Below are 12,339 nucleotides of genomic sequence, written 5' to 3'. Positions count from 1 at the left end.
CCTTATCCGGGTGCCGTGATCAAGGTCGCGGCATCCTTTGTTTTATCCATTTCCTGATTGCCGATCCGTCTTTCCCAGTTTGACCACAGAGGGAAAGATGGCCGCAATCACGGCGGACGCCGCATAACACCAGAAACCGGGAAGCGTGACGGCAGTCGCAACGCCGCTCGTCTTCGCCGCGAAGATGACGATCGCGACAAGCATCACGTCCATCATCGACCATCTGGCAAGATGCGGCATCGCTTGGCTAAGCAATTGCGACCTCCCCTCGCCGGCCGCGACCTCAAGCCCGAGAGCGATCAGCTTGACTGCTGGAAACGCGAGCGAAAAAGCGCCGACGGCAATGGCCAGCCCGAAATTCCCATCTCCCCACAACTCTCCGACAAGCTGCAGCAGTGATGGCTCGCTACTGAAAAAGTAAAGCTGATCGAACCGCATGATCGGGAGGCTCACGCCGAATGCGAGCAGCACTGCCGACAGACCCAGTATCGAAAACGGTACAATCCGGCTCAAGCAAACTCCCTGAAAGACGCCTCGAAACTGAAGTCGAAAGCTGAGCTTCATAACATGGCGCAAATCGGTTTATGCTCCAAGCCGACATGTGAATGCGACAGGAGCAACAAAATGGAAATCAGCCGCGAAGAGAAAACATCGGGTGGACGTTATGCCGCAAGTGTCGAGGGACATGAGGCCGAGATGACCTATTCCCGCACCTCGCCGCAACTGATCATCATCGATCACACCGGCGTTCCGGATGCTCTGCGCGGCAAGGGCGTCGGTCAGGCTCTGGCAAAATTCGCGGTTGATGATGCACGCCAGGGCGGCTGGAAGATCATTCCGCTTTGCCCCTTCTTCAAGGCCCAGGTCGAGCGCCACCCCGAATGGCAGGACGTCATCAAATAAATCATCGCTTCACTTCGAAGCAGAAGACTATCGGCTGAACGATCTGCAGCCGTACAGAAAATGGAAAAAGGGCGCCGCCCCTTGCGGGTCGCCCTCTTCAACTCCTCGATGCATCCGCGCTTTAGGCGCGGGCGCGCATCCCGCCGTCGCGCTCTTCGAGCGCCGAAGCCTTGGCGAGTTCCGCCTCCGCCTCTTCCAGTGCCAGTTCGGCACTATCCTGCTGAACCTTCAGTTCTCGAATCGAGACCTGCAGGTTATCCGCCCGCTGCCGTGCGGCCTTTGCAAAGGTCGGATAAGCGAAATGACCCGGATCGGTGATCCCGGACTTTTTCTCTTCAAGCGTGATCTGGTGTTCCAGTTCCTTCGCCATCCGTTCGAATTCTGCCATCATCATCTGCAACTGCTGCAGCTGACGACGCTTTTCGTTAACCTGAAATCCCTTCAGGCGAACAAGGCTGTCACGCGACTTCATACGCAATACTCCGTGGATACCAACACCCCGGCCCGTGATCTGCCTGTTACACTGCAGATCAAAAAATTTCTGACGCGTTAATAAATTTGACGCGGCATTAACTTTTCGTTTACGGGCATCATTAATGATAAAGACGATCGTTTAAGGGTCGGTAAATACCAAGTCCGAATTGGACAGCGGCAATGTGTCAGCCGCAAGAATCACTTAGCGAAACTTCCTCGTTCGCTGATTCAACATGGTGATGTCCAATCCGTAAAGGAAAACAGGCTGCTACTTATTTTGCTTAATAAATTGATGCACCTTGCCAAATCAGGTCACAGTTTGTTAACCATTTGGTGGCAGCTTCCAAATCAGGCACAGTCTGGATCCGTAACGAGTGAGGGGGCAAAAGGTAACCTTGCGCGGCGGTAAAGGGGAAAAATATGCGGGTTCTACTCATCGAAGATGACAGCGCGACAGCGCAGAGCATCGAGCTGATGCTGAAATCGGAAAGCTTTAATGTCTACACCACTGATCTTGGTGAAGAAGGCGTCGATCTTGGCAAGCTATACGACTACGACATCATTCTTCTTGACCTGAACTTGCCCGACATGTCGGGTTATGAAGTTCTGCGGACGCTCCGTCTGTCCAAGGTCAAGACGCCGATCCTCATCCTTTCCGGCATGGCCGGCATCGAGGACAAGGTACGTGGTCTCGGCTTCGGCGCCGACGACTACATGACCAAGCCCTTCCACAAGGACGAACTGGTTGCTCGCATTCATGCGATCGTCCGTCGCTCCAAGGGTCACGCCCAGTCGATCATCATCACTGGCGAACTGATCGTAAACCTCGACGCCAAGACCGTCGAAGTCGGCGGCCAGCGCGTTCATCTGACGGGCAAGGAATACCAGATGCTGGAGCTGCTTTCGCTCCGCAAGGGTACCACGCTCACCAAGGAGATGTTCCTCAACCACCTTTACGGCGGCATGGACGAACCGGAACTGAAGATCATCGACGTCTTCATCTGCAAGCTGCGTAAGAAGCTTGCAAACGCTGCCGGTGGCGCAAACTACATCGAAACCGTCTGGGGCCGCGGCTACGTTCTGCGCGAGCCGGATGGTGCGGAATACGCCGAAACGGCCTAAAGCCAACGGCATTCCCCTTTGCCTTAAAACCCGCTTGGTTCGCCAGGCGGGTTTTATTTTGTCCGCCTTACGGTGTGTTAAGTGCATCCAACAAAAAACGGCGACCGAGGCCGCCGTTCAAACCTGGACGTCAAAGCTTCGGCCGCGATCAGGCTGCGGCAGCGTAAGGAGAAAACACCGAAGTGAGGATCTTCCGGTCGAACGGCTTCAGCAGGAAATCGTCGGCCCCTGCCCGCTTGCCTGCCATCATCCGCTTCAGATCGGCCTCAATAACGCAGTAGAAAATCTTAACGCTCTTTCCGTTGGGTAGCGCACGCACGGCAGCAATCAGGTCCAGCGCCCCGTCGAGGCTCGCATCGACGATCATGAAATTCGGCAGTTCGGTCTGGCAGCCTCTCAGCGCATCGCGAGAATCGCCCGCTTCAGCGACAAGAAATCCCAGTTCGGAAAGAATACGCTTGCCGACTTTCCGCACAATATCAGTACTATCTGCGATCATCAGACGTTGCATAACCCGCTCCCCTTCAGCGACCGCCACGGCGGTAGACCCTGCAGATATAGCGGATCGCGGCTAACGAAACGTTACGCGCCCCCGAAGGGGCGACCTCGCCTAAGCTTATTCGGTCGCCATTTCCGCAATGAAGCTGATCTTGTCTTCGGAAACGACGTGCTTCAGATCCATGCCGCATTCTTCAGCCAGCAGAACCGTATAATAAGGCTGGATCGTGTGAGCATCGACAGCCTCTTCCAGAACGCCGGTGCAGATCTCGACGAACTTGGCCGGAACCCGCATCATCCGGCCTTTGACCGTGATTGTGAAACGGGCGTCCGTTTCCGGGTTCTCAAGCTCGACCTCCACCGAACCCCCGCGCGGGATGCCGGCATAGGCCACGAGAAACAGGTTAAGCAGCAGCTTGACCCGGTTTTTCGGGATGATCGCCCGCGGACCGCTCCAGGTAACCTCAGTCTTCTTTTCTGCCGCAGCGAAATCCTTGGCAGCCTTTTCAGCTTCACCGGTATCGATAGATGCGCCAACAGAACCGGAAGCACCGAAGGCAAGCCGGGCGAACTTCAAACGTACAGAGGCGTTAAGCGCGGAAGTGCGGATGAGATCGAGCGCGTCGGCATCGGCAGCCCCCTCGTCGAGGAGCTCGAGACCATTGTTGATTGCACCGACCGGCGAGATCACGTCATGGCAGACACGGCTGCACAGGAGTGCCGCCAGATCCGGACCGCTCAGGGTGAGATTGGGGTTTTTCGGCATGCTGTTCTCCTGATGCATCTGGCGCCAACCGCCGCTCTTTGCCATGGCAAGGTTGTGCGGGGATGGAACGATAAGGCCGGCATAATGACACTACGTTTGGTAAATTGACCATTAAGCCCACGCTCAAGAAGATGACAAAGATTGTCGAATTGTCCCATTTCGGCAATCTGTTCTTCATCCATGACGGCGGGCAACGCCTCAACAATGACAAGTTCAGCGAGCCAATCATGCTGCAGTAACGGGTCGGAGACGGTTGCCGGGAGAATGGCAAAAGTCACGTCAGCGATGCGTAGCAGTACCCATCCTTAAAGATATCAACATCTTAGTATTTGAAATGCTTAACTGGTTGTTAATATCATCTCGCCAGAATGGTACGCGCTGAAGCATGATGCTACGCCTTACGGACGAATTAAAAACGGACCTGAACATGCGCCGCCTCCACGTCTCCGCTCTCGCCCTTCGCCTGAATGCCCTGATCGCTGCGTTTGCGACTGTCTGGCTTTGCGCCATGCCGGCTGCCGCGCAGCAAAACAGCAACCAGTATTCGCTGCAGGAAGTCGTCGATGCAGGTCACGGCTTCTTCGGTTCGACCAGCGGCGGACTTGCGAAGGTGGTGGAAAACGCCTTCCAGAAATTCGGTCTGCCGAATGGTTACATCCTCGGCCAGGAAGGCTCCGGCGCCTTCATCGCCGGCCTCACCTATGGGGAAGGCCAGCTTTACACAAAGAATGCCGGCCAGCACCCGAGCTTCTGGCAGGGCCCGTCGCTTGGCATCGACTATGGTGGTCAGGGCACACGCGTGATGATGCTCGTTTACGATCTCCCATCGGTTGATTCGCTTTATGCCAGGTTCGGCGGGGTATCCGGCTCCGCATTTGTCGTCGCGGGCGTCGGCATGACGGTGCTGCGCAACGAAAACGTCATCCTCGTTCCGATCAGGACGGGTGTTGGCGCACGCCTGGGCGTCAATATCGGCTATCTGAAGCTGACCCGCTCGCCCACCTGGAACCCCTTCTGATTTTCCTTGTGGGTTGAGGCGAGTTGACGACAAACTGCGTGCTTGCCGCTTTCTGATCTGCATGCTTAAACGTGCATCCCTGCACATACACACCAAGACGGCCCGGTCGTGATCGAATTTGCTCTGCTTTTTGGCCTTGGCTTCCTGAGCGCCCTACTGATCGCGATGCTGGTTGCGCCTGCAATTCATCGCCGCATCGTTGTCTTCACCGAAAACCGCATCAGGGCCACGGTACCGATCAGTCCGCAGGAAGTGCGAGCCCAGCGCGACATGGCGCGCGCCGCCTACGCAGCAGAAAATGCGCGCACCAAGCAGGAGCTGGTGCAGGAGAAGGACAAGATCGTCTCTCTGACGTTGCAGGGCGACAACCTCAGGGACGAAGTCCGCAGGCTCACTGCCGACAATATCGAACTGAAGTCCGTTGCCGAAAATCTGGATGTTGCTGCCGCAGACTTGAAATCGCAGTTGCGTCAGGAAGAAAGCTATATCGCCGAATTGAAGGCCGCGCTGGAGGCCTCGGAAGAGCAGAGCATCGGCAAGGATATAGATATCCAGGAATTGAAACAGGAGATCGAGCTTCTCGTATCCAAGCGGGACAATACCCGGATAGACCTTTCGACCCGAGAGACCGAAGTCGAGAACCTGAAATTCCGCATCAGTGCCCTGCGAGAGGAACGTGATACTCTTCGCAAGGATGTCCGTATCCAGACGGCAAGGGCCAAGGAGGCCGAAACGCGCCTTGCCAACGAGGAATACCGTTCTACGAAGCTGGAAGACAAACTCACCAAGGAAGTGTCCCTGAGGACCGACAAGGAAACGGCGCTGGAGCGCCGCAACGAGGAGCTGGCCCGCTTGCGTGAAAAGATGACGGTCAAGAGCGAGATGAAGCCAGCCTTGGCAGTTGCAAAGGAAACACCCGCCAAGCCCTCGACAAAGGCCCCTCCGGTAAAATCGGATGACGATACGCAAGCCCGCATTACCCAGCTTGCCGGTGATTCGCGAAACCGTGCGACGGCGCTTTCGGAGCGCGTGGCGAATGCCAAGACGACCACTAACGACGACGTATTGCGCGAGGAAATGGCAACGATCGCCGCCAACATGGTGGCCATGACTTCGCTCTCCGAGGGCAAATCATCGCCGATCAATGCCATGATTGCCGGCAAGCCTGCGGGAGGCGAACGCCGGAGCCTCGCGACACGCGTCCGCTCGCTGCTCGAAACGACCAGCGGATCGACAACAAATCAATAAGCCTGGGATCGGTCAGATGCCCCCTTGGGCACTGGCAATTTGATAAAGCGCGATACCTGTTGCTGTCGCTGCATTGAGACTGTCGAGACCTGGCGCCTGAGCGATGCTGGCCGTCTCGATTTTTTCCATCAACGCCGAGGGCAGACCATTTCCCTCGCTTCCGGTCAAAAGCGCCATCCGCGGCTGCGGTTGAACCTTGCGGATTTCCGTTCGACCGGCAGGAGAAAGACCCCACACGGAAAAGCCGTTCTCGAAAAGACCAGACACCAGCTCCAGTGTCGTTCCGCCCCGCGCGTAAGGAACCTGCAAAACGGCACCGACCGACACCCTCAGGGACTTGCGATAAAGCGGATCGCAACAGCTTTCGTCTAACAGCACCGCGCTGACACCGAAAGCTGCCGCATTGCGAAAGATCGAACCGATATTGTCGTGATTGGATATGCCGATCGCGGCCGCCACAAGCGCACGGTCCGGCAACGAAGCAAGCAGTTCCGAAGCCTGCACGTCCCTCACCCGTTTGCCGACAGCAAGGATACCACGATGCAGGTGAAAGCCGACGATGCCGTCCAGCACCGCGCTGTCGGCGACATAGATGGGCACCTCGGCGGGAAAATCGACCAGAATGTCGGCCACCCCGGCAAGCCGATTTTCAAGAATGAGGATTTTCTCGGCTAAAAACTCGCCACCGCGCTTATGCGCCGCCGCCAGCATGCGCAGCACTACCGTTCCCTCGGCGATGAAACGTCCATGCCTTCCGACGAGATCCCGTTCACGAATGGAGCGGAACTCGTCGATGCGGGCATCATCCGCATTTTCAATGCGGATCACATTCATCACCGCCCCTGGCCCACGGTCACGTCGGCGATCACGCGACCGACGGAGAGATCGAAGATGAAGAGTTTCGGAGTGCCGTTCAGGGCACCGTAAAACAGCACCTGGCTACCCGAAAGCGAAACCTGCTGGATATCGAAGCCGGGCGGCAGGGCCGCGGTTACGGCAAGCGGCTGATCGGCGGGAACGGAGAAACCACCGGAAGTAGCGGCAATCGCAGGCGCTTCCGGGCGCTGGGAGATCTTGTAGACAATGGCGGCAATGACCGCCATAAAGCACACCACCAAGATACCGCCCGAAATGAGCTGCAGGCGCACCATCTTCTGGCGGATACGCTCCATGGCCGGATCGAGTGGCTGTTCCTTGTCCTCGAGATCGGGCTGCGGCATGGACTGTCCTTTGAACGGAATGATTGAATGAGCGAGACCTTTAGCGAAGCCGGGCTGCCAAGGAAAGTCCTGAATGCCGGAGAGGACGACGGCGGAAGGCTGGATGCCTGGCTGACGGCACAGGTTGACGGAGAATTGTCCCGCAACCGCATCAAGGCGCTCATCGAGGAAGGTGCGGTCACGATCAACGGCAAGGTCGTGACCGAGCCGAAGAAGAAGATTCAGCCCGGCGACGTGATCGAACTCGTCCAGCCTGAACCCGAGGATCCAGAGCCCAAGGGCGAGGATATTCCGCTTGAAGTTCTCTATGAGGATGACGACCTGATCGTCATCGCCAAGCCGGCCGGCCTAGTCGTCCATCCCGGCGCCGGCAACTGGACCGGCACGCTGGTCAACGCGCTCATCCATCATTGCGGCGCAAGCCTTTCCGGCATCGGCGGCGTCAAGCGCCCCGGCATCGTCCACCGCCTCGACAAGGAGACGAGCGGCGTCATGGTTGCCGCCAAGAACGACATCGCCCACCGCCATCTCGCCGAGCAATTCGCCGATCACGGCCGTTCGGGAGATCTGGAACGCGCCTATCAGGCCGTCGTCTGGGGCCGTCCAAGCCAGTTGAAGGGCACGATCGACGCGCCGCTCGGCCGCGCCACGGGCGACCGCACCAAGCGCGCGGTCAAGCGCGAGGATTCCGCCGACGCCCGTCATGCGGTCACCCATTACGAGGTGATGGAGCGCTTTCAGGAAACGCCTGACGCCACAGCGCTTGCCTCCCTGATCGAATGCAGGCTTGAAACGGGCCGCACCCACCAGATCCGCGTTCACATGGCGCATGTCGGCAATCCGCTGGTCGGCGATCCGGAATATTCCGGCGGCTTCCGCACCAAGGCGAACCGTCTACCCGAACCGGTGAGAAGCGTCGTCGCCGCCTTCCCGCGCCAGGCCCTGCACGCCTTCCTGCTGGCCTTTGAACATCCCCGCACCGGCGAGATCATGGAATTCGAAGCACCGATGCCAGATGACATGGCGGCACTGGTCGAAGCTCTGCGCGGCTAAGACAAAACTTGCGAAGCGGGCGTAACCTCGTCGCGAAGGATTACGCCCCATTTTTGGGTATGGAAACAAAACACGAACAAGCGTATATCTCGGCGATGATTACCGGGAGAATGCCCTGTCGCCATGTCCGTGAGCCATATGCAATCGACCAAACTGCTGGAGACCGAGCTCGTCACGGTCTGGGATGTCGTTTGCGACGGCGCATGCCGGCATATGAGTGAGGAAGAGACGGCCAGCAACACATGCCTCGTCTTTCCCTACCGCGGCGTCTTCATGCGCCATATTGGCGATGACGAGGCGGTGGCCGAGGCCAGCCAGGTTTTGTTCTTCAACAAGGGCGATGTCTATCGAATCAGCCACCCGGTAGAAGGTGGCGACTGCTCGATCAGCGTCAGCCTGCCGGAAGCCTTGTTCGACGAAGTGGTCCCCGCCCTCCATCGCCGCGCGGGAGAAAAATTCGCCTTCAACAAGCAGCGCCTCGGCATAGATGCCCGCGCGCAGGCACAGGTGGCCCTCTTGCGCCACAGCCTGCTCAACCGGATCGCCGAACCGCTGGAAGGCGAGGCTCTGGCGCTCACACTTGTACGTCGCTCCGTCGGCGAGCGGACCGCACGTCCCCCGACACCCGGTTTCAGCACCCAGAAACTCGTCAACCGCACCAAGCTACTGCTTTCCTCCGACCTCGCACGACGCTGGACATTGTCGGAGATTGCCAACGAGACCGGTGTGTCGCCCGTCTATCTCACCCAGGTCTTCCGCAAGGTGGAAGGCATGCCGCTTTATCGCTACCAGTTGCGCCTCCGGCTTGCCCGCGCGCTCGACCTGCTCGGCAGCTATGACGACCTGACCGAGCTCGGGCTCGATCTCGGCTTCTCCAGCCACAGCCATTTTTCCTCTGCCTTCCGGCAAGCCTATGGCCGCACGCCGGCCGAATTCCAGCGTTTTGCCGGACTGCGCTGACTGTCGCCGACATGACCGTTTAAGCGGCGCCGAACTGCAGATCGCTAAAGATTCTGACAGCGCAAAATCCCTGACGGGTGTTTCCTCAGCGTATCGAAACCAAACACCGGAGAGATGAGATGAAGGACAATACCTGCGCCGTGTGCGATTGCGAACTGGATGACACCCGCATCGCCGTCCGGATAGGCGGAAAGACCGTCGAAGTATGCTGCGAGGAATGCGCCACCGTTCTTCGTGAAGCGGAAGCCGCAGCACGCGCGGCGGCATCGACAGGAGCCCATACCGGCCACTGAGCCTCGGGCATGGCAATAACGGGAGCGGCTGAACAGCCGCCCCTTCCCGGCCAGAAAAGATTAGGCCGACACCCCAGGAGGATATCATGAAGAATGAAAACCGGGCGGCCTTTGGCCGCGCACCGGAACCGATAGACTATGCCTTCGATCTGCCGCCCGACGCGGACGGCAATACAAGCGTCTCATCGGAGTCGGCGAAGAAGAAAACCCTCTTCACCAATCCCATTGGCAGGATCACCGCATGGCTCAATCGGCGCCGCACCGCATTTGCGCTGATGGACCTGAATGACGAACAGCTCAAGGATATCGGCCTTTCCCGCTGCCAGGCCTGGGGCGGCTATAGCCGCTATCGCCGAAGCAGCGCACATGATCTGGAAAAACGCTGCCTCTAGCCCGGATACGTTCATGCCAACCAAACCACCCACCGATTGGGCGGCCGTGCATCTGAAAATCGATGCACGGCCGAATTCGATGTATCCAGAGAGATAAAAGCAACCAGCGGCTGAAACGACTGCATAAACACAATATTAAAATAATACATTTCCAATTTATGAAAATAATGTACTTATTTGGAATGCCTAGACCGAGGAAGATTCCTTGAAAACAGACAATAAAGATCAGAGTCAATCATTTTTGCTGCAGAGCAGCAAGAACATCAGGGAAATCAGGACTTCATAGATCATCCGTCCGCATCGACTTTCCTTGTCACATTCGCCTCACCGGGGCAGCCCTACGAACGGTAGAGGACCAGCGATATGAACGGAGATATCCGGAAATTCATCTTCAAGGACCTGCAAACCGTCGAGGGCTATATCGATCCGCCCGATGCGCTTGTTTTCATGGCCTTGCTGCAGGCGCAAAGCGCACATGGCTTGAGCGGCGGCATTGCCGAGATCGGCGTGTTTTACGGACGCTCTTACTTTCTCTTCAAAAAAGTCTGCGGCAGCACCGAAAAGATCCTCGCGATCGACCTGTTCGACATAGAGCAGAAGGCGGGAGAAACGGTTACGCAATATCGGCGTTTCATCGACAATGGAGAGAGGCTGAACCTGCCGGTGGATCAGGATCTGGTCATCAGCGGCGACAGCACGCAGCTTCAGCCAGACGAGATCGTCGGCAAGATCGGCCATACGCGCTTCTTCAGCATTGATGGCGGACATATGCTGCATCATGTGAGCGCTGACAGCATGCTGGCGCTCAGCACGCTGGCTCCGCACGGCATCATCGCGTTCGACGACACGTTCAATCCGGCATGGCCGGAAGTGACCGTCGGCGTGACCGACTTTCTGCGAGAACGACAGCACGAACTCGCAACCTTCTGCATGACCAAGTACAAGACCTATGTGTGCCGAAAGCAGTTTCACGATTTCTATCGCCGCATCATCGATGATGCCGCCGACCTTCGCGCCTTCGATCACGTCGAAACCGACTTCCTCGGCTCCAAGGCAGTAAGATTGCACAATCCGATAGCCCGCCGCATGGTCTATGAGATGATGGTCAGGTCAGGAATGAGAGCCCTTTCGGAACGGGTCTATCGCTGACCCGAAAAGGCTCAGGAGCATTACCAAAACGTAATGATATAACGCCTTCGTGATATCTTGAATCACTGTTCCGCCGTACTTACTTGATACCTGCATTGGTGCGGGATCGGGAACGATCCGCGCCATATTCGGTTCGCCTTCAAGCAGGGACAATAGACGTCTGAGGGAGCCGACAACGTTTGGAAAGGGGTGCTTTATGGCCCGCAATACTTTGCCTTCCATTACCGCCGGTGAAGCCGGCCTCAATCGTTATCTCGACGAAATCCGCAAGTTCCCCATGCTGGAACCCCAGCAGGAATACATGCTTGCGAAGCGTTACGCCGAGCATGGTGACCGTGATGCCGCCCACAAGCTGGTGACCAGCCACCTTCGTCTCGTGGCAAAGATCGCCATGGGTTATCGCGGCTACGGCCTGCCGATCGGCGAAGTGGTCTCCGAGGGCAATGTCGGCCTGATGCAGGCCGTGAAGAAATTCGACGCTGAACGCGGCTTCCGCCTTGCCACCTACGCCATGTGGTGGATCAAGGCTTCGATTCAGGAATACATCCTGCGCTCGTGGTCGCTGGTAAAGATGGGCACGACCGCCAACCAGAAGCGCCTGTTCTTCAACCTGCGCCGCCTCAAGGGCAAGATTCAGGCGATCGATGAAGGCGATCTGAAGCCTGATCAGGTCGCAGAGATCGCCACCAAGCTGAATGTATCCGAGGAAGAAGTCATCTCGATGAACCGCCGGCTTTCCGGCGACGCATCGCTGAACGCGCCTATCCGCGCCTCCGAGGGCGAAGCCGGCCAGTGGCAGGATTGGCTGGTGGATGACTCGGACAGCCAGGAAGACGTGCTGATCGAGCAGGACGAGCTGGACACGCGCCGCCGCATGCTGGCGAAGGCGCTCAGCGTGCTGAACGATCGTGAACGCCGCATCTTCGAGGCCCGCCGCCTGACCGAGGATCCGATCACGCTGGAAGAGCTGTCGTCGGAATTCGACATCAGCCGCGAGCGCGTCCGCCAGATCGAAGTCCGTGCCTTCGAAAAGGTGCAGGACGCCGTTCAGAAGGAAGCCCTCGCACAGGCCCAAGCCCTGCGCGTGGTCGACGCCTAACAATCCAGAAATAAAGACTAATTTAGAAAAGCCGCAGCCAAATGGTTGCGGCTTTTTTGTATATATACCTGTCTCAAAGCTGCGACACTTTGACCAGATTTCGAGTTCCCCTCACGCTGTCGTGCATCAAGTTCCGCATGCTTC

General features: G+C 57.5%; 16 protein-coding genes. 10 read left to right on the top strand and 6 right to left on the bottom strand.

What is annotated here, in order from left to right:
- Window positions 1-42: 42 nt before the first annotated feature.
- The gene (locus MRBLMR1_RS03065; protein ID WP_500063626.1) at window positions 43-513 is read right to left on the bottom strand and encodes a paraquat-inducible protein A; all 471 of its coding nucleotides are present in this window, start codon (window positions 511-513) and stop codon (window positions 43-45) included.
- Between the two features lie 111 nt (window positions 514-624).
- On the opposite strand from MRBLMR1_RS03065, the gene MRBLMR1_RS03060 reads away from it, so the two are divergent.
- Entirely contained in the window at window positions 625-903 is a 279-nt protein-coding gene (locus MRBLMR1_RS03060) for a GNAT family N-acetyltransferase (protein ID WP_148145828.1), read from the top strand.
- A 121-nt stretch (window positions 904-1,024) separates the two neighbouring features.
- Here MRBLMR1_RS03060 and MRBLMR1_RS03055 read toward each other — a convergent pair whose 3' ends face one another.
- The gene (locus MRBLMR1_RS03055) at window positions 1,025-1,375 is read right to left on the bottom strand and encodes a flagellar export protein FliJ (RefSeq protein WP_112454130.1); all 351 of its coding nucleotides are present in this window, start codon (window positions 1,373-1,375) and stop codon (window positions 1,025-1,027) included.
- A 422-nt stretch (window positions 1,376-1,797) separates the two neighbouring features.
- Between MRBLMR1_RS03055 and ctrA the strand changes: the two genes are divergently transcribed.
- Window positions 1,798-2,499, top strand: a complete 702-nt coding sequence (gene ctrA, locus MRBLMR1_RS03050; protein WP_046794530.1) for a response regulator transcription factor CtrA — start codon at window positions 1,798-1,800, stop codon at window positions 2,497-2,499.
- A 148-nt stretch (window positions 2,500-2,647) separates the two neighbouring features.
- On the opposite strand, the gene MRBLMR1_RS03045 is transcribed toward ctrA, so the two are convergent.
- Together MRBLMR1_RS03045 and chpT are read right to left on the bottom strand one after the other, a co-directional pair.
- Window positions 2,648-3,010, bottom strand: coding sequence for a response regulator (locus MRBLMR1_RS03045; RefSeq protein ID WP_148145829.1), 363 nt, complete (start codon window positions 3,008-3,010; stop codon window positions 2,648-2,650).
- Between the two features lie 105 nt (window positions 3,011-3,115).
- Window positions 3,116-3,763, bottom strand: coding sequence for a histidine phosphotransferase ChpT (gene chpT / locus MRBLMR1_RS03040; RefSeq protein WP_148145830.1), 648 nt, complete (start codon window positions 3,761-3,763; stop codon window positions 3,116-3,118).
- 508 nt (window positions 3,764-4,271) lie between these two features.
- Here chpT and MRBLMR1_RS03035 point away from each other — a divergent pair.
- Both MRBLMR1_RS03035 and MRBLMR1_RS03030 read left to right on the top strand, forming a co-directional pair.
- Window positions 4,272-4,781, top strand: coding sequence for a DUF1134 domain-containing protein (locus tag MRBLMR1_RS03035; protein WP_244654349.1), 510 nt, complete (start codon window positions 4,272-4,274; stop codon window positions 4,779-4,781).
- Window positions 4,782-4,889: 108 nt separating this feature from the next.
- Window positions 4,890-6,029, top strand: coding sequence for a hypothetical protein (locus MRBLMR1_RS03030; RefSeq protein ID WP_148145832.1), 1,140 nt, complete (start codon window positions 4,890-4,892; stop codon window positions 6,027-6,029).
- A gap of 12 nt (window positions 6,030-6,041) precedes the next feature.
- Here MRBLMR1_RS03030 and MRBLMR1_RS03025 read toward each other — a convergent pair whose 3' ends face one another.
- Both MRBLMR1_RS03025 and MRBLMR1_RS03020 read right to left on the bottom strand, forming a co-directional pair.
- On the bottom strand, window positions 6,042-6,863 hold the full coding sequence (locus tag MRBLMR1_RS03025) for a TrmH family RNA methyltransferase (protein WP_148145833.1): 822 nt from the start codon (window positions 6,861-6,863) through the stop codon (window positions 6,042-6,044).
- The gene (locus MRBLMR1_RS03020) at window positions 6,863-7,249 is read right to left on the bottom strand and encodes a hypothetical protein (protein WP_148145834.1); all 387 of its coding nucleotides are present in this window, start codon (window positions 7,247-7,249) and stop codon (window positions 6,863-6,865) included. Before MRBLMR1_RS03020 ends, MRBLMR1_RS03025 begins: the two co-directional genes overlap by 1 nt.
- 27 nt (window positions 7,250-7,276) lie before the next feature.
- Here MRBLMR1_RS03020 and MRBLMR1_RS03015 point away from each other — a divergent pair, with 27 nt between their 5' ends.
- The 6 genes from MRBLMR1_RS03015 to rpoH all read left to right on the top strand — a co-directional run bounded on the left by MRBLMR1_RS03015 (window position 7,277) and on the right by rpoH (window position 12,195).
- Window positions 7,277-8,302 (top strand): RluA family pseudouridine synthase, encoded by a 1,026-nt coding sequence (locus tag MRBLMR1_RS03015; RefSeq protein WP_148145835.1) that lies wholly within the window; start codon window positions 7,277-7,279, stop codon window positions 8,300-8,302.
- A gap of 123 nt (window positions 8,303-8,425) precedes the next feature.
- Window positions 8,426-9,262 (top strand): helix-turn-helix domain-containing protein, encoded by an 837-nt coding sequence (locus MRBLMR1_RS03010; protein ID WP_500063621.1) that lies wholly within the window; start codon window positions 8,426-8,428, stop codon window positions 9,260-9,262.
- Between the two features lie 119 nt (window positions 9,263-9,381).
- Window positions 9,382-9,555 (top strand): hypothetical protein, encoded by a 174-nt coding sequence (locus MRBLMR1_RS03005; RefSeq protein ID WP_183685236.1) that lies wholly within the window; start codon window positions 9,382-9,384, stop codon window positions 9,553-9,555.
- Between the two features lie 86 nt (window positions 9,556-9,641).
- The gene (locus MRBLMR1_RS03000) at window positions 9,642-9,947 is read left to right on the top strand and encodes a DUF1127 domain-containing protein (RefSeq protein WP_148145836.1); all 306 of its coding nucleotides are present in this window, start codon (window positions 9,642-9,644) and stop codon (window positions 9,945-9,947) included.
- A gap of 363 nt (window positions 9,948-10,310) precedes the next feature.
- Window positions 10,311-11,096 carry a class I SAM-dependent methyltransferase gene (locus tag MRBLMR1_RS02995; protein ID WP_148145837.1) on the top strand — a complete coding sequence of 262 codons (786 nt, stop codon included), beginning with the start codon at window positions 10,311-10,313 and terminating at the stop codon, window positions 11,094-11,096.
- Between the two features lie 196 nt (window positions 11,097-11,292).
- Entirely contained in the window at window positions 11,293-12,195 is a 903-nt protein-coding gene (gene rpoH / locus MRBLMR1_RS02990; protein ID WP_148145838.1) for an RNA polymerase sigma factor RpoH, read from the top strand.
- The last annotated feature ends 144 nt before the right edge of the window (window positions 12,196-12,339 follow it).

The organism is Neorhizobium sp. LMR1-1-1.1 (assembly GCF_040675795.1).
Taxonomy (GTDB): domain Bacteria; phylum Pseudomonadota; class Alphaproteobacteria; order Rhizobiales; family Rhizobiaceae; genus Neorhizobium; species Neorhizobium cellulosilyticum.
This window is presented reverse-complemented; position numbering and strand designations above follow the sequence as displayed.

Excerpts from the sequence above, each read along its gene's own strand:
- MRBLMR1_RS03060 (WP_148145828.1), top strand. The coding sequence starts at position 625 with ATGGAAATCAGCCGCGAAGAGAAAACATCGGGTGGACGTTATGCCGCA.
- MRBLMR1_RS03000 (WP_148145836.1), top strand. The coding sequence starts at position 9,642 with ATGAAGAATGAAAACCGGGCGGCCTTTGGCCGCGCACCGGAACCGATA.
- MRBLMR1_RS03055 (WP_112454130.1), bottom strand. The coding sequence starts at position 1,375 with ATGAAGTCGCGTGACAGCCTTGTTCGCCTGAAGGGATTTCAGGTTAAC.
- ctrA (WP_046794530.1), top strand. The coding sequence starts at position 1,798 with ATGCGGGTTCTACTCATCGAAGATGACAGCGCGACAGCGCAGAGCATC.
- MRBLMR1_RS03045 (WP_148145829.1), bottom strand. The coding sequence starts at position 3,010 with ATGCAACGTCTGATGATCGCAGATAGTACTGATATTGTGCGGAAAGTC.
- rpoH (WP_148145838.1), top strand. The coding sequence starts at position 11,293 with ATGGCCCGCAATACTTTGCCTTCCATTACCGCCGGTGAAGCCGGCCTC.
- chpT (WP_148145830.1), bottom strand. The coding sequence starts at position 3,763 with ATGCCGAAAAACCCCAATCTCACCCTGAGCGGTCCGGATCTGGCGGCA.
- MRBLMR1_RS03035 (WP_244654349.1), top strand. The coding sequence starts at position 4,272 with ATGCCGGCTGCCGCGCAGCAAAACAGCAACCAGTATTCGCTGCAGGAA.
- MRBLMR1_RS03010 (WP_500063621.1), top strand. The coding sequence starts at position 8,426 with ATGTCCGTGAGCCATATGCAATCGACCAAACTGCTGGAGACCGAGCTC.
- MRBLMR1_RS03025 (WP_148145833.1), bottom strand. The coding sequence starts at position 6,863 with ATGAATGTGATCCGCATTGAAAATGCGGATGATGCCCGCATCGACGAG.
- MRBLMR1_RS03020 (WP_148145834.1), bottom strand. The coding sequence starts at position 7,249 with ATGCCGCAGCCCGATCTCGAGGACAAGGAACAGCCACTCGATCCGGCC.
- MRBLMR1_RS02995 (WP_148145837.1), top strand. The coding sequence starts at position 10,311 with ATGAACGGAGATATCCGGAAATTCATCTTCAAGGACCTGCAAACCGTC.
- MRBLMR1_RS03015 (WP_148145835.1), top strand. The coding sequence starts at position 7,277 with ATGAGCGAGACCTTTAGCGAAGCCGGGCTGCCAAGGAAAGTCCTGAAT.
- MRBLMR1_RS03005 (WP_183685236.1), top strand. The coding sequence starts at position 9,382 with ATGAAGGACAATACCTGCGCCGTGTGCGATTGCGAACTGGATGACACC.